Source organism: Uliginosibacterium flavum, assembly GCF_040566545.1.
Taxonomy (GTDB): domain Bacteria; phylum Pseudomonadota; class Gammaproteobacteria; order Burkholderiales; family Rhodocyclaceae; genus Uliginosibacterium; species Uliginosibacterium flavum.
Genome location: NZ_JBEWZI010000009.1, coordinates 53,798 through 73,724, shown reverse-complemented (window position 1 = coordinate 73,724; position 19,927 = coordinate 53,798). Strand labels below are relative to the sequence as shown.

The window sequence follows — 19,927 nt, the reverse complement described above, 5'->3', positions numbered from 1 at the left end:
TGCGGAATGGCGGAAGCTACTGTCAAAAAAGAACGGCCCAAGCATCTGAATCTCATGCAGATCAGATTGCCCTTGCCGGGTTTTGTATCGATTTTGCATCGCGTTAGCGGTGTGGGCCTGTTCTTGAGTCTGGCCGGCTTGATCTGGTTGCTGGGGGCAAGTCTTGGTACTCCAGAGCAGCTTGAGTGCTATCGCGCAACCATGGCTTTCAGCGTGCTGGGCCTGCCGGTCGTGAAGCTGTTTCTGCTCGGCTTGCTGTGGGCTTATCTGCATCACTTCTGCGCCGGCATCCGTTTTCTGTTGCTCGACATGCACATCGGCATTGAACTCACTCCGGCACGCGCCAGCGCAGTCGCTGTATTGCTTGTGAGTCTGAGTCTGACCGCCTTGCTGGGAGTGCTGACATGGTAAAACGTCTTGTAGTCGGAGCCCACTATGGTTTCCGCGACTGGCTGGCCCAGCGCGTGACGGCGGTGGTGATGGCTGTTTATACGGTTTATATGTTCGTCTGTGTGTTGAATCTGCCTGCGTATGACAACGCCGCCTGGCGTGGTTTGATGTCCGGCGGCTTTGCCAAGTTCGCAACCTTCTTGTTTGCCCTCGCGTTGTTCTATCACGCCTGGGTGGGTGTGCGGGATATCTGGATGGACTATGTAAAACCGATCAGCGTGCGTTTGACGCTGCATGTAATCACACTTTTGGCACTCATCGGCTACGCCGGTTGGGTTGCCCAGATTCTGTGGAGGCTGTGAGTGAAAGTCGCCAAACGTTCGTTTGATGCAGTAATCGTTGGTGCTGGTGGCGCTGGCATGCGCGCAGCGGTCACTCTGGCCGAGTCCGGCCTGAAGACCGCGGTGATCTCCAAGGTGTTTCCGACGCGTTCGCACACCGTCGCGGCGCAAGGTGGGGTGTCCGCTTCGCTGGGTAACTCCGAGCCGGATCACTGGACCTGGCACATGTATGACACGGTCAAGGGTTCCGACTGGCTCGGTGACCAGGATGCGATCGAGTTCATGTGCAAGCAGGCGCCGCAAGTCGTGGTGGAGCTTGAACACTACGGCATGCCGTTTGACCGCACTGACGAGGGCAAGATCTATCAGCGCCCTTTCGGTGGTCACATGTCGAACTTCGGTGAAAAGCCGGTGCGTCGCGCCTGTGCGGCCGCTGACCGTACCGGTCACGCCATGCTGCATGCGCTGTATCAGCGCAATGTGAAAGCCAATACCCAGTTCTTCGTCGAATGGCTGGCGCTGGACATGCTGCGCGCTCCCGATGGTCGTGTGCTCGGCGTGATCGCCATGGAAATGGAAACCGGTGAAATCACCGTGTTCCAGGCCAAGGCAACGCTCTTCGCCACCGGCGGCGCAGGCCGTATCTATTATTCCTCGACCAATGCCTTCATCAATACTGGTGATGGCGTGGGCATGGCGGCGCGTGCCGGCATTCCGTTGGAAGACATGGAGTTCTGGCAATTCCACCCGACCGGCGTGGCTGGTGCGGGCGTACTGATTACCGAAGGCGTGCGTGGCGAAGGCGGCATTTTGCGCAACGCATCTGGCGAGCGCTTCATGGAGCGTTACGCCCCGAACGCCAAGGATCTGGCTTCGCGTGACGTAGTGTCGCGTGCCATGGTGACGGAAATCAACGAAGGTCGTGGTTGCGGGCCTGCCAAGGATCACGTGCTGCTGGATATCACTCACCTTGATCCGAAGGTGATCATGTCGCGCTTGCCGGGGATTCGCGAAATCTCCCTGCAGTTCGCAGGCGCCGATCCGATCAAGGAGCCGATCCCGGTTGTGCCGACCTGTCACTACCAGATGGGCGGCATTCCGACCAATTATCGTGGCGAAGTGGTTGCCGAGGGCGCGCCGGTTGCCGGTTTCTATGCGGCAGGCGAGTGTGCCTGTGCTTCGGTGCACGGCGCGAATCGCCTGGGTACCAACTCGCTGCTCGATCTGTTGGTCTTCGGCAAGAGTTCAGGCGAGTCGATGATCGAATTCATCAAGAACGAACCCGCTGCGATGCCGGAAATTCCGCAAGGCGAGATCGACAAGGCCTTGGCCCGCGTCAATCGCCTGGATATGCAGACCCAGGGTGCAGACGTGCATGAAACCCGTCTGGCCATGCAGCGCACCATGCAGGCTCATGCTGGTGTGTTCCGCTTCAAGGACATGTTGTCGCAGGGCGTAGACAAGATTCTGGATGTCGAGAAGCAGGTGCTGCAGACCGAGATCAAGGACAAGTCACAGGTCTGGAACACCGCGCGGATTGAGGCGCTGGAGCTCGAGAACCTGATCGAAGTCGCCAAGGCAACCATGATCTCGGCGAATGCACGTACCGAATCACGCGGCGCTCACGTGCGTGACGATGCACCGGATACGCCGGAGCGTCCGAACGGTCGCGATGATGCCAACTGGCTCAAGCACAGCCTGTGGTATCGCGAAGGCAACCGCCTGGAATACAAGCCGGTGAACCTCAAGCCATTGACGGTCGACAGCGTTGAGCTGAAGACGCGTGCCTACTGATTGACCGGGAGCTAAGAACAGATGACCACCCGCACTGTCAAATTCAAGATTTATCGCTACGACCCGGATAAGGACGCAGCACCCTACATGCAGGATCTTTCGGTCGAACTCGACCCGTCTGATCGCAAGCTGCTGGACGCACTGGTCAAGGTCAAGGCACTGGATGATTCCATGTCCTATCGCCGCTCCTGTCGTGAAGGTGTGTGTGGCTCGGATGCCATGAACATCAACGGAAAGAATGGCCTGGCGTGTCTGACCGATGTGGACAGCCTGCCGCAGCCTATTGTGCTGCGCCCGCTGCCGGGGCTGCCAGTCATTCGCGATCTGATCGTGGATATGACCCAGTTCTTCAAGCAATACCACTCGATCAAGCCTTACGTGGTGAACAACTCGCCAGCGCCCGAAATGGAGCGCCTGCAGTCACCCGAAGAGCGCGATGAGCTGAATGGGCTTTACGAGTGCATCCTGTGTGCCTGCTGCTCGACCAGCTGTCCGAGCTTCTGGTGGAATCCGGACAAGTTCGTCGGCCCGGCTGGCCTGCTTGCGGCTTACCGCTTCATTGCCGACACGCGTGATGAAGAGACCAACGAGCGTCTGGATAACCTTGAAGATCCGTATCGCCTGTTCCGTTGCCACACCATCATGAATTGCGTCGATGTGTGCCCGAAGCATCTGAATCCGACCAAGGCGATTGGCAAGATCAAAGAGCTGATGTTGTCGAGGGCCATCTGAGCGATGTCCGATCTGCACGCACTACGTGAAAAAGTGAAATGGCGCGCTCGGCGTGGTTTGCTCGAGAACGATCTTTTCTTCATTCGCTTTGCGGCAAACGAGCTCGATAGGCTGAGCGAACCGCAGCTCATGGATTTGCTGGATTTATTGACCTGCGATGACCATGAGTTGTGGGCCATGCTTAGTGGCAAGACCGAATGTACGGTTGAAAAATGGCAGAACATGGTGGCCTTGCTTCGGCAGAGCGCACCGGCAATCCCCTCTGAAGCGCCCCCGGAAACACGTTCCAAGGAAGGAAATGAAGGCATGACTACTCCAAAAATCGCCACGCTGGGCTTCAATGGCCAGTCCTACGAGTTTCCGGTGCTTACCGGCAGTATCGGGCCTGATGTCATCGACATTCGCTCGCTGTATGCCAAGACCGGCGCCTTCACTTTCGACCCCGGCTTCATGTCGACGGCGGCCTGTAAATCGGCCATCACCTATATCGATGGCGACAAGGGCGAGCTGTTGTATCGCGGTTACGCCATCGAGCAATTGGCGACCAATTGTGACTATCTGGAAACCTGTTACCTGCTCAAGAATGGAGAGCTGCCGAGCAAGGCTCAGTACGATGTCTTCACCAAGACTGTGCGTGAGCACACCATGGTGCATGAGCAGCTGACACGCCTGTATCAGGGCTTCCGTCGTGACGCGCACCCGATGGCGATTCTCGTCGGCATGGTTGGTTCGCTGTCGGCTTACTATCAGGATTCGCTGGATATCGCGAACCCGGAGCACCGCGACGTAGCTGCCATGCGCCTGATCGCCAAGCTGCCGACGATCACCGCGATGGCCTACAAGTATACGATTGGCGAGCCTTTCATGTTCCCGCGCAATGACCTGGACTACTCCAGCAACTTCCTGCACATGATGTTCGCTACGCCGTGCGAGAAATATGAGCCGAACCCGGTTCTGGCCCGCGCACTGGACCGCATCCTGATCCTGCACGCCGATCACGAGCAGAACGCTTCGACCTCGACCGTGCGTCTGGCTGGTTCTTCAGGCGCCAATCCTTTCGCTTGTATCGCCGCGGGTATCGCCTGTCTGTGGGGCCCGGCGCACGGCGGTGCCAATGAAGCCTGCGTAGCCATGCTGGAAGACCTGATGGCGCAGGGTGGTGTCGAGAAAATTGGCGAGTTCATTGCCAAGGTCAAAGACAAGAATTCCAGTGTCAAGTTGATGGGCTTCGGTCACCGTGTGTATAAAAACTACGACCCGCGCGCCAAGCTGATGCGCGAGACCTGTCACGAAGTGCTGAATGAACTCGGCCTGCAGGATGATCCGATGTTCAAGCTGGCGATGGCCCTGGAAAAGATCGCGCTGGAAGACGAATACTTCGTCTCCCGCAAGCTCTACCCGAACGTCGATTTCTACTCCGGCATCGTGCAGAAAGCCATGGGTATCCCGGTCTCCTTGTTTACCGGCATTTTTGCCATGGCGCGTACCATCGGCTGGATCGCGCAGTGGAACGAAATGATCGGCGATCCGGAGCAGAAGATCGGCCGTCCGCGTCAGCTCTACACTGGCGCACCGCACCGCGATGTCAAGCCGATGGCTTTCCGATAAGTAAGCGTAATAGTCCGACGTATTTGCCAATTATTCCGGGTGTGGCTGGCCGCCGCACCCGACCAGAAAAGGCTAACCAAAAATGAGACAGCTTCAGCTCAACTCTTACCTGTTCGGTGCCAACGCACCGTTCATTGAAGAGCTTTACGAGAATTACCTCGAAAACCCGTCGAACGTGCCGGACCAATGGCGCGATTATTTCGACTCCCTGCAGAACCTGCCGGGCGCGGGTCGCGATGTCGCGCATGCACCGGTGATCGCCTCGTTTGCGCAGATCGCCAAGCAGGGCAAGCCCTTGTCTGCAGCAGTCACCACGCCAGGCGTGGCCGACAAGCGCCAGATTGGTGTGCTGCAGCTGATCAATGCTTATCGCTTCCTGGGCAACCGTTGGGCACAGATTGATCCACTCAAGCGTCAGGAGCGTCCGTCGATTGCCGAGCTGGAACCGTCCTATTACGGTTTCACCGAAGCCGATCTGTCGACCAGTTTCAACATCGGCTCCTTCCAGTTTCAGGAAAAGAGCCAGGCTTCGCTGCGCGAGATCCTCGATGCCGCACGCCAGACCTACTGTGGCACGCTCGCCGTCGAATACATGTATATGGCGGATGTGCAGCAGAAGCGCTGGATCCAGAGCCGTCTGGAGCCGATTCGCTCCACGCCGAGCCTGGATGTGCCGACCAAGAAGCGCATTCTTGAGCGTCTGACCGCGGCCGAAACGCTTGAAAAGTATCTCCACACCCGCTACGTCGGCCAGAAGCGTTTCTCGCTGGAAGGTGGCGAATCCGCCATCGTCGCGATGGACACCTTCATCAATGCCGCTGGTGGTCTGGGCGTGCAGGAAATCGTTATCGGCATGGCCCACCGTGGTCGTCTGAACGTGCTGGTCAACACTCTGGGCAAGGCGCCCAAGATGTTGTTTGAAGAGTTTGAAGGCAAGCACGCGTCCGACCTGTCGGCGGGCGACGTCAAATACCACATGGGCTTCTCCAGCGATGTGAATACCGCTGGCGGCCCGGTGCACCTGACCCTGGCCTTCAATCCGTCGCACCTCGAGATCGTCAACCCCGTCGTGCAGGGCTCGGTGTATGCCCGCCAGACGCGTCGCGGCGACAACGGCAAGAGTCAGATCATTCCTCTGCTGATTCATGGCGACGCCGCTGTGGCCGGTCAGGGTATCAATCAGGAATTGCTCAACTTCAGCCAGACTCGCGGTTACGGCACGGGCGGTGCAGTGCATCTGGTCATCAACAACCAGATCGGCTTCACCACCTCTGATCCGCGTGACTCGCGCTCCTCGATCTATTGCACCGACATCTTCAAGATGGGCGAGTGCCCGATCTTCCATGTCAATGCGGATGATCCGGAAGCCGTCGCGCTGGCTTGCCAGCTGGCCATTGAGTTCCGTCAGACCTTCAAGAAGGATGTTGTCATCGATCTGCTGTGCTACCGCAAGCTTGGTCACAACGAAGCGGATGAGCCGATGGTGACTCAGCCCTTGATGTACAAGAAGATCGCTCAGCATCCGGGCACGCGCAAACTGTATGCCGACAAGCTGGTCGGGCAGGGCGTGTGCACCAGCGACGAGCCGGACAACATGATCGCTGAATACCGCGAGCATCTGGATCGTGGCGAGCTGCTGTATAACCCGGTGCTCTCCGGCCACAGCCGTAAGTTCGCGCAGGACTGGACGCCGTATACCAAGAAGGCTTATACCGATGAAGCCAATACCAGCGTGCCGATGGCCGAGTTGAAACGTCTGGCCAAGCGCCTGACCGATCTGCCAGAGGGTTTCACCCTTCATTCGCGCGTGTCCAACATTATCGAGGCTCGCAAGGCCATGGGTGATGGCACGCAGCCGCTGGATTGGGGTATGGGCGAAAACCTCGCCTACGCGTCCTTGGTGGCACAGGGTTATGGCATTCGTATTTCAGGTCAGGATTGCGGGCGTGGCACCTTCTTCCACCGTCACGCGGTGTTGCACGATCAGAATCGCGAAAAATGGGATGACGGCAGCCACGTTCCGCTGGCCAACATCCAGCCTGAACAGGCTCCGTTTGTGGTGATCGACTCCGTGCTGTCCGAATCCGGCATTCTCGGTTTTGAATATGGCTATGCCACCGCCGAGCCGAATCAGCTGGTGGTGTGGGAAGCTCAATTTGGTGACTTCGGCAACTGCGCCCAGGTGGTGATCGATCAGTTCATCGCCTCTGGTGAAGCCAAGTGGGGTCGTCAGGCGGGCATCACCATGCTGCTGCCGCATGGCTACGAAGGTCAGGGCCCGGAGCACTCATCCGGCCGTCTTGAGCGTTACATGCAACTCTCGGCGGAGAACAACTGGCAGGTCGTCGTACCCTCGACGCCCGCACAGATCTTCCACCTGCTGCGTCGCCAGATGATTCGTCCGCTGCGCAAGCCCTTGGTGGTGATGACGCCGAAGTCTTTGCTGCGTCACAAGGATGCGATCTCCTCGCTGGATGATCTGGCGACCGGCACGTTCCAGACCGTGATTGGCGAAGTCGATAAGTTCGACGCCAAGAAGGTCAAGCGTGTGGTGGTATGTTCCGGCAAGCTTTATTACGAGCTGTTGGCCGAGCGTCGCAGCAGGGAACTCAAAGACACTGTCATCGTGCGTCTGGAGCAGCTGTATCCCTTCCCGAACGACGCGTTTGCAGTCGAGCTGGCGAAGTATCCGAATGCCAAGGATGTGGTGTGGTGTCAGGAAGAGCCACGCAATCAGGGCGCCTGGTACTGGATCGCTTCACGTCAACATCTGACGCGTTCCATGGGTGACAAGCACACGCTGTATCTGGTCAGCCGCCCGGCTTCGGCCTCGCCGGCGGTGGGTTACTACGCAGTGCATAACGCCCAGCAGCGTGAAATTGTTGAAGGCGCTTTCGGCAAACTCGGACAAGACCTGGCGCCGCGCTTCTGAGCGCGCCCGGTCAGATAAAAACTGGAGAATCAGAAAATGATCATCGAAGTCAAAGTTCCGCAACTGTCGGAATCCGTTTCCGAGGCGTCCCTCGTTACCTGGCACGCTGTGGAAGGTCAGGCCGTCAAGCGCGACCAGAACCTCATTGATATTGAAACCGACAAGGTCGTGCTGGAAACACCGGCCCCGGCCGATGGCGTGATCGTCAAGATCGTCAAGGGCAACGGCTCCACCGTTGTCAGCGGCGAATTGATCGCGCACATCGACACAGAGGCCAAGGCCGGCGCCCAGCCTCCTTCTGCAGCCACCCCTGCTGCACAGGCAAGCGCAGCGCCAGTCTCCACGGGGGCCGCAGCAGCAGCGGGCACCGGCCCGGCTGCGCGCAAGATCCTCGCCGAGAAGGGCGTCGATGCGGCTTCGCTGGCAGGCTCCGGCCCTGGCGGCCGCGTCACCAAGGGCGATGCGCTGGGCGTCTCGCGTCCGGCCGCTGCAGGTAGTTCTGTCTCGGTGCCGGCCGTTGCCGCACCGGTCGCCAAGGCTACGGCGGATCTGCCGCAGCCGCCCGTGCCGCCGGCTGTAGAAGCAGCCCTCAGCGACCGCCCGGAACAGCGCGTACCGATGAGCCGTCTGCGTGCCCGTGTCGCCGAGCGTCTGCTGCAATCGCAAGCCACCAACGCCATCCTGACCACCTTCAACGAGGTGAACATGGCGCCGGTGATGGAGCTGCGCAAGAAATACGTCGAGAAGTTCGAAAAAGAGCACGGCATCAAGCTCGGCTTCATGTCCTTTTTCGTCAAGGCTGCGGTTGCCGCGCTGAAGAAGTATCCAGTGCTGAACGCTTCCATCGATGGCAATGACATTGTCTATCACGGCTATTTCGACATCGGTATCGCGGTCGGTTCGCCGCGTGGTCTGGTCGTGCCGATTCTTCGCAATGCCGATCAGCTGTCCATCGCCCAGATCGAAAAGAAGATCGCTGAATTCGGCGCCAAGGCCAAGGAAGGCAAGCTTTCCATGGAGGACCTGGCCGGCGGCACCTTCTCCATCTCCAACGGTGGCGTGTTTGGTTCGATGTTGTCGACCCCGATCATCAACCCGCCGCAGTCCGCAATTCTTGGCGTGCATGCCACCAAGGATCGCGCCGTGGTGGAGAACGGTCAGATCGTCATCCGCCCGATCAACTACCTCGCCATGTCTTACGACCATCGCATCATCGATGGCCGCGAAGCCGTGCTGGGCCTGGTCACCATGAAGGAAGCGCTGGAAGATCCGGCCCGCCTGCTGCTGGAAATCTGAACGACGGGAACCGGGGATTGGGAAATGGGGACTGGGTTTTGTACCGCTGGCGGCGCCAGCGCAAATATCCCCAGTTCCCAGTTCCGATTACCCAGTTCCCACTATCCAAAGGATAAGAAATGAGCCAAGAATTCGACGTAGTAGTGATCGGTGGCGGCCCCGCCGGTTATGTTGCTGCCATCCGCGCTTCGCAGCTGGGCCTGAAGACCGCCTGTTGCGAATCCGAGTCCTATGCCGATCCCAAGGGCGAACCGCGCCTGGGAGGCACCTGCCTGAACGTGGGTTGCATTCCGTCCAAGGCCCTGTTGCACTCGTCCGAGCTGTTCGATCAGGCCAACCACTCCTTCCAGATGCACGGCATCAAGATGGATTCGGTCAGCATCGATGTGCCTTCGATGATCAAGCGCAAGGACAATATCGTTACCCAACTGGTCAGCGGCATCAAAGGCCTGTTCAAGAAGTACAAGGTTACCTTCAAGCCCGGCCACGGCAGTTTCGTGGCGCAGGTCGATGGCAAGTGGCAGGTCAAGATCGGTGAGGAAATCGTCACCACGACCCACGTCATCGTTGCCACCGGCTCGCATGCCCGTCATCTGCCAGGCATTCCGGTGGATCAGGAACTGGTGCTGGACAACATCGGCGCGCTCAACATCGCCGGCGTGCCCAAGCGTCTTGGTGTGATCGGTGCTGGCGTGATCGGTCTGGAAATGAGCTCGGTGTGGAAGCGCCTCGGCTCTGAAGTCACCATCCTCGAAGCCATGCCGGATTTCCTCGCCGCGGCCGATGCCAATGTGGCCAAGGAAGCCTGGAAGATCTTCACCAGCAAGCAGGGTCTGAACATCCACATGGGGATTCAGATCAAGGAAGTGACGCCCAAGAAGAAGACCGTCATCATCAAGTACGAAAACGATGATGGCGTGCAGACGCTGGAAGTCGACAAGCTCATCGTTGCTGTGGGCCGCATCCCTAACACTGCCGGCCTGAACGCCGATGTTGTGGGCCTTGCGCTGGATGATCGCGGCCGTATCGCGGTTGATCATCACTGTGCCACCAACCTGCCGAATGTCTGGGCCGTGGGTGACGTGGTGCCGGGCCCGATGCTCGCGCACAAGGGCATGGAAGAGGGCGTCATGGTCGCCGAGCGTATCGCCGGGCAGGGCACCACGATCAATCACGACACCATTCCATGGGTTATTTACACCCATCCGGAAGTGGCGTGGGTAGGCAAGACCGAACAGGATCTGAAGGCGGCCAACATTCCCTACAAGCTGGGTCAGATCCCCTTCCTGGCCAACGGGCGCGCGCTCGGTCAGGGCGACACCACCGGCTTCGTCAAGGTGCTGGCCCATGCTGAGACCGACCAGATTCTGGGCGTGCATATCCTCGGTACCAATGCGTCCGAACTGATTGCCGAAGCCGTCGTGGCGATGGAATTTGGCGGCGCAGCCGAAGATCTGGCCCGCACCTGCCATGCGCACCCGACGCTGTCGGAAGCCATGCATGAAGCGGCACTGGCCGTCGATAAACGCTCCTTGCATTTTTAAGCAGCGGGCTTGATCGCTTAACAAAGGGCAAAGGCCAAAACCTTTGCCCTTTCTTGTTTTCGAGGCAGCGCCATGGATTCGCATCACATTCTCAATGTTCCTGAATTCGGCGTTAGCGATGCTTACGACGCGCTGCTTGGCGTGCGTGGCTATACGGCCGATGCCGCCCAGTTAGGCGCGATCGCCCGCCTGCAGCGGCTGTATACCGAACTGCTCAGCTTCAAGGCGCAGCGCCGCACGCAGCTGCGCAAGTTCTTCATCCACCCGGATCTGCCACGCAGCGTTTTCCTGTGGGGCGGCGTCGGACGCGGCAAGAGCTTCATCATGGATTGCTTCTTCGAGGCCGTGCCATACAAGCGCAAACGTCGCGTGCATTTTCACGCCTTCATGCACGATCTGCACGCCCAATTGCGCGCCCACAAGGCCGAAGAAGACCCACTGGCGCGGGTTGCCGACGATCTGGCGAAACAGGTGCGGCTGCTCTGTTTCGACGAATTCCACGTCTCCGACATCGCCGATGCGATGATTCTCGGCCGTCTGCTCCAGGCCTTGTTCGAGCGCGGCGTGGTCTTCGTGATGACCTCCAACTATCCGCCCGATGGCCTCTATCCCAATGGCCTGCAGCGCCAGAATTTCCTGCCGACCATCGATTTGATCAAGCGGCAATTCGATGTGTTGGAGGTCGACAATTGTGTCGACTACCGCCTGCGCACGCTGGAGTCGCTGAACATCTTCATCACTCCGGCCGATGACGTCGCCCAGCGCGAACTTGCCGGACACTTTGGCAAGGTTGCGGGTTCGGCGGGAGCTCCTGGCGAAATCACCGTGCAGGATCGCAAACTGCCCGTGCGCCGCGTCGCGCCCGGCGTGGTCTGGTTCGATTTCGCCACCCTGTGCGAAGGCCCGCGCTCGCAGAATGATTACCTCGACATCGCCAGCCAGTACCACACGGTCATCCTTTCGGGCGTGCCGGTGATGAAGAAGGAGCAGGGCAACGAAGCACGCCGCTTCACCTGGCTGATCGACGTGCTTTACGATTGTCGCGTCAAACTGATCCTCAGCGCCGCCGCCGAAGCACCCGAGCTGTATCGCGAAGGCCCCAACGCTCAGGAATTCCCGCGCACCGTCTCACGCCTGATCGAGATGCGCTCGCGCGAATACCTGGCGGAGCCGCATCGGGCGCAATAGCGAGTCCCAGCCGAAGAGCCTCACCCAGAATGGCTCTGCAGGTAGGCATGCCGGAGAGGCTCTTCCGTCATGGCTGTGCAGGCACATGCCGCGGAGAAGTCCGCTGCACGCGGCACTTCAATGATCATTTACATGCTCTGTGTGGGAGTGTCCAAGCTTAGGCATGGCATTTCTTGTACTCCTTCTCAGAGCCGCACGGGCATGAATTGTTGCGGCCATCCTTTTTGGATTTGGTCAGTTTTGCGGAGTGTGGAGACTGAGCGAAATACGTGATGTGATCTTTTAACTGCTGCAGGACTGATGTTTCGAAGAAATTCAGAGGGGCTTATTCCAATTCCAGATAGAGACGAGCCGCAGAGAGTGCTAAAGCACGACAAGGCTAAGTCAACAAAGTATCGTTTCTAGCTGGAATTGGAGTTAGCAGGGACTGGCGCTGCTCAGGCATGCGGCCAGATCCTTGCGCAGCTCGGGCATATTCAGCCTGCCCAGCCATGTCTTGACGATGCGGCCGTCCTGGCCGATGAGGGCGGTAAATGGCAGGCCGCCGGAGCGATTGCCGAATTGCGCGGAGAGTTCGGCGCCGTGCATGCCGGCAACGTACAAAGGGTAGCTGATCTCGAAGCGGTCGGCAAATTTCCGGATACTTTCTTGCGAGTCGAGGCCGATGCCGATGAACTGGATGTGTTCGGCGCCGAGCTCGGTTTGCAGGGCGGCGAGTTCGGGCATCTCCTCCACGCAGGGGGCACACCAAGGTGCCCAGAAGTTGATCAGCAAGGGTTTGCCCGCCCAGCGGGAGAGGGCTTGCGGGCTGCCTGTGGCATCGTGCAGGGTCGAACTCAGGAACTGGTTTGTCACTAACTTGCCGGTGTTTTGCTGTGAGCGCTGATGGGCGTTGAAAACGATGCCGAGCAGCGCTGAGCACAATGCTACGGCTAGCAATACGGCATTTCCAGATTTCATCAAGACTTACCCAAGGGCTATTGGCGAGTGTCAAAGTCACGTTCCGTAGGGCCGACTTCAGTCGGCCATCCATGCGTGGAGTGCGACTAAAGTCGCACCTACGAAGGCAGATCGCGCCGTCTGGAAAAATGCTCAGCCTCCGAGGCTTGCCACAGCCTGAAGCTCAGCGCGAGGCTCAGAGTCAGCAAGACGGCGGCGCCGGCATTGTGCGTCACGGCCAGATGCAGCGGCAGTCGAAGCAGGACGTTGGCAATCCCCAGTCCGACTTGCAGACATAAACCGGCGCCGAGCAGCAGGCCCCAGTTGCGCCATTCGGCGCGGCGCAGCAACAGGATGCTGAGCGTGCCGAGGATCAGACTGACGACGAGTGCACCGACGCGGTGCGCCCAGTGAATGGCGACCAGTGCGCTGGCGGGCAGAAATCCGCCCTCGGCGGTCTGGCCGAGTTCGCGGTGGATCTGGAAGGCCTGCGTGAAATCCATTTCAGGCCGCCAGGCGCCCAGACAGGTCGGGAAGTCGCTGCAGGCCAGGGCTGCGTAGTTGCTGCTGACCCAGCCGCCGAGGGCGATCTGGACGACGACGGCCAGCAAACCGAGCAGGGCCAGCCAGCGCAGCGGACTGGAGACGGAACGCGGCTTTGGCGCCTGGCGCGACAGGATGAGCCACACGAGTAGTGCCAGGGTTGTCATGCCCCCCAGCAGGTGTGCGCTGACGATGACGGGTTTGAGCAGGAGCGTAACCGTCCACATGCCGAGCAGGGCCTGTAGGCCGACCACGGCGACCAGTACGCTGGGCAGGAGTGGCGATTGCTGCAGGGCGCGGCGATGCCTCCAGGCCAGAGCCGCAATCAGGGCGATGAGCAGGCCGAGGCTGCCGGCCAGATAACGGTGCAGCATCTCTTTCCAGGCCTTGTGCGTTTCGACCGGCTTGCCGGGGAAGTCGACCAGTGCGGCGGCATGTTCATGCGCCGCATCCGGCACGCCGATCAAATGTCCATAACAGCCGGGCCAGTCCGGGCAGCCGAGTCCGGCGTCCGACAAACGTACGTAGGCGCCAAGGGAAATGACACAGAAGGCGAGGGCTGCGGCGAGGATCAGTAAGCGGTGATAGAGGCGCATCGTAATCAGATGAAGTGGTCGACCAGGAGTGCTGCAAACAGCAGGGTCAGGTAGAGGATGGACCAGCGAAACGTGCTTTTGGCCAGATCGTCACTGTAGTTGCGCCAGAGCCTCCAGGCGTAAGTCAGGAAAATGGCGTCGAGGGTCAGCACTGCGGCCAGATACAGCGGGCCGCTCATGCCCAGACTGTAAGGGATGAGGGTTGCCCCGGTGAGCATGACAACGTAGAGCAGGCTGTGCAGACAGGTGAATTCCACGCCATGCGTGACCGGCAGCATCGGCAGACCGGCCTTGGCATACTCTTCGCGGCGGTAGCACGCTAGCGCCCAGAAATGCGGCGGCGTCCAGATGAAAATGATCAGGAACAGCGCGATCGCTTCCGGCCCGACCGAACCCGTCACCGCTGCCCAGCCGAGCAGGGGTGGCATGGCGCCGGAGGCGCCGCCGATCACGATATTCATTGGCGTGGCGGGCTTGAGCAGCAGGGTGTAGATCACTGCATAGCCCAGAAAGGTGGCCAGGGTCAGCCACATGGTCAGTGGATTGACCAGCACATAAAGAATCCACAGGCCGCAACCGCCGACCAGACAGGCTAGCGACAGGGTTTCGGCAGTGCCGATTTTCCCGCTGGCCGTGGCGCGCCAGCGGGTGCGCGCCATCAGGGCATCGGCGGTACGTTCGACCAGGCAGTTGATCGCGGCTGCCGCGCCGGCAACCAGAGCAATGCCCAGCGATGCGGCCAGAAAGATCCGCAGGGGCGGCAGTCCGGACGATGCCATGAACATGCCGATCATCGCGGTGAAGACGATCAGGCTGTTGACGCGGGGTTTGCACAGGGCAAAAAAATCCGCCAGACGCCGACCGAACGGGCGTGCTGCAGCGACCAGCTCATTGACTGGAGTGGCCGCCGGCTCTCTCACGCTTGTGGACATACGAAACCTCCTGAAACTTTGTTAGCGGATCCACGAGTACTTCAGCAAGCGCTCGAGATCTTTGAGGACACCGCGCATCTGGCCGGGTTCGGCGTAGCGCATCATGACCTTGCCCAGCGGGTCGATGATGTAAAGCGTTTTCCCGGAGCCCTCCAGGGTGTGCTGCCAGGGTGCGGCATCAGCGGGCGCGACGACGCCCAGCACCAGATCTGGAAAGCGGGTCTGCAGGGCGACGGGTGCCACCGTGCCGCTGCTGATCAGGACACGCTGCAAACGGTTCTGATCCTTGTTGAGGGCGATGTGAACCTGTTGCATCTGCTGCAGATTCTTCAGGCAGATAGCCTCGCAGACCCCATTGACTGGCAAGACCAGCAGCCACTTGCCCAGCAACTCGGTGTTCGGGAATGGCGTGCCGTCGGCATGTTTCAGCCCTTCTGCCGGAAGATCGCGAGCCGGCTGCAGGAGTTCGCCATAGTTGCTGAACTTGCCCGGCCGCCAGCCCGACCAGAAGAGCCCCGTGCCAATCAGAAAAGGCAGGACAAACACGGCCGCCAGAAGAAAAAGCATGCGGCCTGCAGGTTTTGCAGCAGGGAGATCTGAGCTGATGGCAGTCATGATGGTTTGCGGAAGTTCACTACCAGCCAGAGCACGACGGTGGTCGCGGCAAAGGTCCACCACTGGATGGCATAGTTGAGGTTGGTTTGCAGGCGCTCATCGGGGCGCTGCCATTCACGGACAAAGCCGCCCGCCGTGCTGTCTGGATCAAGCTGGATGATGATGGGCTGGACGGGGAAGCTGACGGCTTTGCCAAAGCGCGCCATGTCTAGGTTTTGCCAGACGCTTTGCCACTGGGACGCAGCACCAGTAGCATCGGTGCCGAGGGTAAAGAAACGCGTGCCGGGGATGATGCCGGTGCCGGAAATCTCGATCCGCCCGGCCGGGGTACTGATCTGCGGCGTCTGGCGCCGGTCGGGCAGAGCAGGGATCCAGCCGCGATTGACCAGCACGCGCATTTCGCTGCCTTCCAGGCGCAGCGGAGTGATGACTTCGTAGCCGGCGCGGCCTTGCTGAATGCGATTGTCGATCAGGATCTGGTGCTTGGGCTCGTACTGTCCCTGCGCCAGGATCTTGCGATAGCGCAGTGCTGCGGCATCGACCCGCGCTGTCGGCATCTGCAGGGCCGAGGCGGCGCCCCCGGCGTCGAGCTGTTGCTGCAGAGCTTTCTTGCTGTTGGCCTTGTTCCACTGCCACTGCCCGGCCGCCATGAAGAGTGGCACCAGCAGCGCGGCGGCGAGGGTGGGCCACAGGCGTGGCTGAAAGCGACGCCGCGTGGTGACGGTCGCCGATTGCGCCGCTGTCACCGCCTGCGTGCCGGGCGCATAATCTGCGCTTCCCTTATCGGAGTCTGCCATGTTCAAGCTCGTCATCATTCTCATGTTGCTTGGCGTGATCGGCAGCCTGTTTTCGGGGCTGTTTTTCCTGTGCCGAGGGCAAGGCGGTGATCGTGCCGTGAAAGCCTTGACCCTGCGTATCGGTCTGTCGATAGCCCTGTTTGCGATGCTGATGCTGGGCTATAAATTTGGACTGATTTCCAGCCATAGTTTGTAAAGGAAAGTGGCGCATTTATCAGCGTGTCAGCAGGCTTTTTGTCGCCGATTTCGGGTCGGCGGTATTGAAGAAAGCATAGGCCAGGGTGATCGTGCGGATGTCCTTATCGATTTCCGGCTTGACGATGAAACTCAGCGGCAAGTCCTTCGTTTCTCCCGGCGCCAGACTCTGTTGCGCAAAACAGAAACAATCTAGCTTCTGAAAGTGCTGCGCCGCCAGACCGGGCGATACGCTGGGAATGGCCTGGCCGATAATCGTTTTGTAAGAGTTGTTGCGCACGCGGAACATGGCCAGATGCAGCTCGCCCGGATGCAGATCGAGCTTTGCGGTCAGTGGCTGCATCTCCCAGGGCAGGCCGGGCATCACGGTGCCGGTGAACTCGACCGTCACGATCCGCTTGCGATCAATGCGTGAAGGCGCGGCTGATTGCGGCTGGCTGAGGCCCCCGTTACCCAGCGTGCTGGTCACGCTGGCGGTCTTGCCATTCAGGCCGGTGGCAATGCATAGCGCGTCGTACAAGGGCACCAGTGCAAAGCCGAAGCCGAAGAAGCCCACGACGATTGCCAGTAGCTTGATCAGCAAGGCGCGGTGACTGCGTACCGGTGTCGGGCCATCAATGCTTGGGTCGTTCATTACATCAACTTCTCAGGAACATCGAGAAGAGAAAGATCGCCAGTGCGAGAGCCGCAAGGCTCCAGCCGACGCGTTTATTGGCTGCGTGGCGACGTTCCAGCTCGGCTGCAGCAGGGGTTTTCGGGGCGCTCATCGGTGTGCGTACTGTGGGGTTTTTGCGGGCGGGTGATCGCCCGAGTCGGTGTCGATCAGCGAGAAATTGATGTAGCCGAGGATTGCCAGTGGCAGCAGCGCCCAGAACCATTGCACCGCGCCTGTCGTGCCGACGACTTTACTGGCCGAGCGCACGCAGGCCCTGCGGTGTTTGATCATCGAAAAAATCATGATCACAAACACCACGGCAAACAGGGCGCTGATGGCAATCATGTAACGGTTATGCAGGCTCAAGATGCTTGCTCCTTAAACCCAATATACAAAAACGAACAGCAAAAGCCAGATGACGTCGACGAAATGCCAGTACCAGGCCACGGCTTCAAAGGCAAAATGCCGTTCCGGCGTGAAGTGGCCGGCGAGCGCGCGAACGAAAATCACGCCGAGCATGACTGTGCCAAGGATCACGTGAAAACCATGAAAGCCGGTCAGCATGTAGAAGGTGGCGCCGTAAATTCCGTCGCGGATGGTGAAGGCCGCCTCGGCGTATTCGTGGATCTGCAATGAAATGAACAGAATGCCGAGTGCAATCGTCACTGCCAGGCCCAGCTTGAGCTGGAGCTGTTTGTTCTTCTGCAGCCCCCAGTGCGCCCAGGTCACCGTAGCGCCGGATAGCAGCAGGATCAGCGTGTTGAGCGCCGGCAGGCCCCAGGGATCGACCGGTGAGATGGTCGCGCCGGCGGGGGCGCCGGGGCCGGCCGTTGGCCAGCTCGCGGTGAAGCCCGGCCAGAGCATTTGCGAATCTTCAAGCGAAGGGCCGGCGATGGTGCGCGCGTAAAACAGCGCCCCGAAAAAGCCGGTGAAGAACAGCAGCTCGGAAAAAATGAACCACACCATGCCCCAGCGGAAGGATCGGTCGACCTGAGCCGAATATTTTCCGGCCAGACTTTCCTTGATCACGGCGCCAAACCAGCCGAAGAGCATGGTCAGCAGGATTCCGGCGCCAAGCGCCATGACATACGGGCCGGCGGGCATTTTGTTGAGATGCAGAACGAAGCCGACGGCCAAGGTCAACAGGGCGACCGAGCCCACCAGCGGCCAGATCGAGGGTGGCGGAACGTAATAAACATCTTTGTTGGCGTGTGCGTGCATGGTGTTTTCCTTTGCCTACTTCACGAGCGGCGGGGTAACGAAGGAGTGGTAAGGCGGCGGTGAGGTCTGCGTCCACTCCAGCGTGTCGGCGCCGTCCCACGGCCGATTACCGGCGGGTGTACCACCGCGTACGCACTTGATCACGATGTAGAGGAAGAGCAGCTGGCTGGCGCCGAGCAGGAAGCCACCCAGACTCGAGATCATGTTGAACTCGGCAAACTGCAGGGCGTAGTCAGGAATGCGCCGCGGCATGCCGGCCAGACCGAGAAAGTGCATCGGGAAGAAGGTGATGTTGAAGGCGATGGCGGTCAGCCAGAAATGCAGCTTGCCCAGCTTCTCGTTGTACATATGCCCTGTCCACTTCGGCAACCAGTAGTACACGCCGCCCATGATCGCCATCGCCGAGCCGGAAAACAGCACGTAATGGAAGTGGGCGACCACGTAGTAGGTGTCTTGCAGCTGGATATCGACCGGCACCAGCGCCAGCACCATGCCGCTGAATCCGCCGATGGCGAACAGGAAGACAAAGGCCAGCGAAAACAGCATCGGCGTTTCGAAAGTGATCGAGCCGCGCCACAGGGTGGCTACCCAGTTGAAGACCTTCACTCCCGTTGGAATGGCGATCAACATGGTCGTGTACATGAAGAACAGCTGCCCGGCGACCGGCATGCCCGTGGTGAACATGTGGTGCGCCCACACGATGAAGGACAGGAAGGCAATCGAGGCTACGGCATAAACCATCGACACATAGCCGAACAGCGGCTTGCGCGCGAAGGCCGGGATGATGGTCGAGACAATGCCGAAGGCCGGCAGAATCATGATGTACACCTCGGGATGGCCGAAGAACCAGAAGATGTGCTGATACATGACCGCATCGCCGCCCGCGGCTGCGTCGAAGAAGTGCGTGCCGAAATTGCGGTCCGTCAGCAGCATGGTGATGGCGCAGGCCAGCACCGGCATCACAGCGACCAGCAGGAAGGCGGTGATCAGCCAGGTCCATACGAACAAGGGCATTTTCATCAGCCCCATGCCCGGCGCACGCATATTGAGGATGGTGACGATGATGTTGATCGCGCCCATGATCGACGAGATGCCGAGGATGTGTATGGCCATTATCGACATGTCGTAGGCGATGCCACCCTGCATGAACAGCGGCGGGTACATCGTCCAGCCGCCGGCAATGGCGCCGCCCGGGACGAAAAATGTCGCGATGAGCAGGATGCCCGCTGCCGGCAGGAGCCAGAAGCTCCAGTTGTTCAGCCGTGGAAAAGCCATGTCCGAGGCGCCGATCATCAGCGGCAGTTGCCAGTTGGCGAAGCCGACCAGCGCCGGCATGATCGCGCCGAAAATCATGATCAGGCCATGCATGGTCGTCAGCTGGTTGAACACACCAGGCTGGAACAATTGCAAGCCGGGCTGAAACAATTCGGCGCGGATCAGCATGGCCAGCGCACCGGCGAAGAAGAACATGAACAGGCTGAACCACAGGTACAACGAGCCGATATCCTTGTGGTTGGTGCTGGTCAGCCAGCGCATGATGCCTGGCGGGGCGCCGTGTTCGTCGTGGTGCCCGGCGGTGTCATTTACGGTCGTGGTATTCATTTACAGA

Annotated in this window: 21 protein-coding genes and 1 pseudogene; 11 read left to right on the top strand and 11 right to left on the bottom strand. The window is 59.7% G+C overall.

Annotated elements, in window-relative coordinates:
- Nucleotides 1–6 precede the first annotated feature (6 nt).
- The 10 genes and pseudogenes from sdhC (at nt 7) to zapE (ending at nt 11,825) form a co-directional block, all read left to right on the top strand.
- Complete coding sequence (gene sdhC / locus ABXR19_RS10075) at nt 7–411, top strand: succinate dehydrogenase, cytochrome b556 subunit (protein ID WP_354600995.1); 405 nt, start codon at nt 7–9, stop codon at nt 409–411.
- Nucleotides 405–752 carry a succinate dehydrogenase, hydrophobic membrane anchor protein gene (gene sdhD / locus ABXR19_RS10070; protein ID WP_354600994.1) on the top strand — a complete coding sequence of 116 codons (348 nt, stop codon included), beginning with the start codon at nt 405–407 and terminating at the stop codon, nt 750–752. The genes sdhC and sdhD overlap by 7 nt, the downstream gene beginning before the upstream one ends.
- Nucleotides 753–2,525 carry a succinate dehydrogenase flavoprotein subunit gene (gene sdhA, locus ABXR19_RS10065; protein ID WP_354600993.1) on the top strand — a complete coding sequence of 591 codons (1,773 nt, stop codon included), beginning with the start codon at nt 753–755 and terminating at the stop codon, nt 2,523–2,525. It abuts the gene before it with no gap.
- A gap of 21 nt (nt 2,526–2,546) precedes the next feature.
- The gene (locus tag ABXR19_RS10060) at nt 2,547–3,257 is read left to right on the top strand and encodes a succinate dehydrogenase iron-sulfur subunit (RefSeq protein WP_354600992.1); all 711 of its coding nucleotides are present in this window, start codon (nt 2,547–2,549) and stop codon (nt 3,255–3,257) included.
- 3 nt (nt 3,258–3,260) lie between these two features.
- Nucleotides 3,261–3,488 (top strand): annotated as a pseudogene (locus ABXR19_RS10055) (FAD assembly factor SdhE); the annotation flags it as partial.
- 75 nt (nt 3,489–3,563) lie between these two features.
- A complete protein-coding gene (gene gltA / locus ABXR19_RS10050; RefSeq protein WP_354601076.1) occupies nt 3,564–4,865 on the top strand; it encodes a citrate synthase in 1,302 nt (433 codons plus the stop codon).
- A gap of 82 nt (nt 4,866–4,947) precedes the next feature.
- Nucleotides 4,948–7,797 carry a 2-oxoglutarate dehydrogenase E1 component gene (locus ABXR19_RS10045; protein WP_354600991.1) on the top strand — a complete coding sequence of 950 codons (2,850 nt, stop codon included), beginning with the start codon at nt 4,948–4,950 and terminating at the stop codon, nt 7,795–7,797.
- Nucleotides 7,798–7,833: 36 nt separating this feature from the next.
- Nucleotides 7,834–9,093, top strand: coding sequence for a 2-oxoglutarate dehydrogenase complex dihydrolipoyllysine-residue succinyltransferase (gene odhB, locus ABXR19_RS10040; protein ID WP_354600990.1), 1,260 nt, complete (start codon nt 7,834–7,836; stop codon nt 9,091–9,093).
- A gap of 119 nt (nt 9,094–9,212) precedes the next feature.
- Nucleotides 9,213–10,637: a dihydrolipoyl dehydrogenase gene (gene lpdA, locus ABXR19_RS10035; protein WP_354600989.1), complete on the top strand. Its 1,425-nt coding sequence runs from the start codon at nt 9,213–9,215 to the stop codon at nt 10,635–10,637.
- Nucleotides 10,638–10,709: 72 nt separating this feature from the next.
- Nucleotides 10,710–11,825 carry a cell division protein ZapE gene (gene zapE, locus ABXR19_RS10030; protein ID WP_354600988.1) on the top strand — a complete coding sequence of 372 codons (1,116 nt, stop codon included), beginning with the start codon at nt 10,710–10,712 and terminating at the stop codon, nt 11,823–11,825.
- A 157-nt stretch (nt 11,826–11,982) separates the two neighbouring features.
- Here the strand turns inward: zapE and ABXR19_RS10025 are convergent, their stop codons facing one another.
- The 6 genes from ABXR19_RS10025 to ABXR19_RS10000 form a co-directional block, all read right to left on the bottom strand.
- Complete coding sequence (locus ABXR19_RS10025; RefSeq protein ID WP_354601075.1) at nt 11,983–12,063, bottom strand: SEC-C metal-binding domain-containing protein; 81 nt, start codon at nt 12,061–12,063, stop codon at nt 11,983–11,985.
- Between the two features lie 179 nt (nt 12,064–12,242).
- On the bottom strand, nt 12,243–12,785 hold the full coding sequence (locus ABXR19_RS10020; RefSeq protein WP_354600987.1) for a TlpA family protein disulfide reductase: 543 nt from the start codon (nt 12,783–12,785) through the stop codon (nt 12,243–12,245).
- Between the two features lie 98 nt (nt 12,786–12,883).
- Nucleotides 12,884–13,903 carry a COX15/CtaA family protein gene (locus tag ABXR19_RS10015; RefSeq protein ID WP_354600986.1) on the bottom strand — a complete coding sequence of 340 codons (1,020 nt, stop codon included), beginning with the start codon at nt 13,901–13,903 and terminating at the stop codon, nt 12,884–12,886.
- Between the two features lie 5 nt (nt 13,904–13,908).
- On the bottom strand, nt 13,909–14,835 hold the full coding sequence (gene cyoE / locus ABXR19_RS10010) for a heme o synthase (protein ID WP_354600985.1): 927 nt from the start codon (nt 14,833–14,835) through the stop codon (nt 13,909–13,911).
- Between the two features lie 21 nt (nt 14,836–14,856).
- Nucleotides 14,857–15,402 (bottom strand): SCO family protein, encoded by a 546-nt coding sequence (locus tag ABXR19_RS10005; protein WP_354600984.1) that lies wholly within the window; start codon nt 15,400–15,402, stop codon nt 14,857–14,859.
- Nucleotides 15,403–15,446: 44 nt separating this feature from the next.
- Nucleotides 15,447–16,247 carry an SURF1 family protein gene (locus ABXR19_RS10000; protein WP_354600983.1) on the bottom strand — a complete coding sequence of 267 codons (801 nt, stop codon included), beginning with the start codon at nt 16,245–16,247 and terminating at the stop codon, nt 15,447–15,449.
- Between ABXR19_RS10000 and ABXR19_RS09995 the strand changes: the two genes are divergently transcribed.
- A complete protein-coding gene (locus tag ABXR19_RS09995; RefSeq protein WP_354600982.1) occupies nt 16,246–16,443 on the top strand; it encodes a twin transmembrane helix small protein in 198 nt (65 codons plus the stop codon). The genes ABXR19_RS10000 and ABXR19_RS09995 overlap by 2 nt on opposite strands.
- A gap of 18 nt (nt 16,444–16,461) precedes the next feature.
- Here the strand turns inward: ABXR19_RS09995 and ABXR19_RS09990 are convergent, their stop codons facing one another.
- The 5 genes from ABXR19_RS09990 to ctaD are packed head-to-tail and all read right to left on the bottom strand — an operon-like array spanning nt 16,462 to nt 19,920.
- Nucleotides 16,462–17,076 carry a cytochrome c oxidase assembly protein gene (locus tag ABXR19_RS09990; protein ID WP_354600981.1) on the bottom strand — a complete coding sequence of 205 codons (615 nt, stop codon included), beginning with the start codon at nt 17,074–17,076 and terminating at the stop codon, nt 16,462–16,464.
- 4 nt (nt 17,077–17,080) lie between these two features.
- Entirely contained in the window at nt 17,081–17,209 is a 129-nt protein-coding gene (locus ABXR19_RS09985; RefSeq protein WP_354600980.1) for a hypothetical protein, read from the bottom strand.
- The gene (locus ABXR19_RS09980; protein ID WP_354600979.1) at nt 17,206–17,463 is read right to left on the bottom strand and encodes a cytochrome c oxidase subunit II; all 258 of its coding nucleotides are present in this window, start codon (nt 17,461–17,463) and stop codon (nt 17,206–17,208) included. Before ABXR19_RS09980 ends, ABXR19_RS09985 begins: the two co-directional genes overlap by 4 nt.
- A 12-nt stretch (nt 17,464–17,475) precedes the next feature.
- Nucleotides 17,476–18,318: a cytochrome c oxidase subunit 3 gene (locus tag ABXR19_RS09975; RefSeq protein WP_354600978.1), complete on the bottom strand. Its 843-nt coding sequence runs from the start codon at nt 18,316–18,318 to the stop codon at nt 17,476–17,478.
- Between the two features lie 15 nt (nt 18,319–18,333).
- A complete protein-coding gene (ctaD, locus tag ABXR19_RS09970; protein ID WP_354600977.1) occupies nt 18,334–19,920 on the bottom strand; it encodes a cytochrome c oxidase subunit I in 1,587 nt (528 codons plus the stop codon).
- Nucleotides 19,921–19,927: the final 7 nt, after the last annotated feature.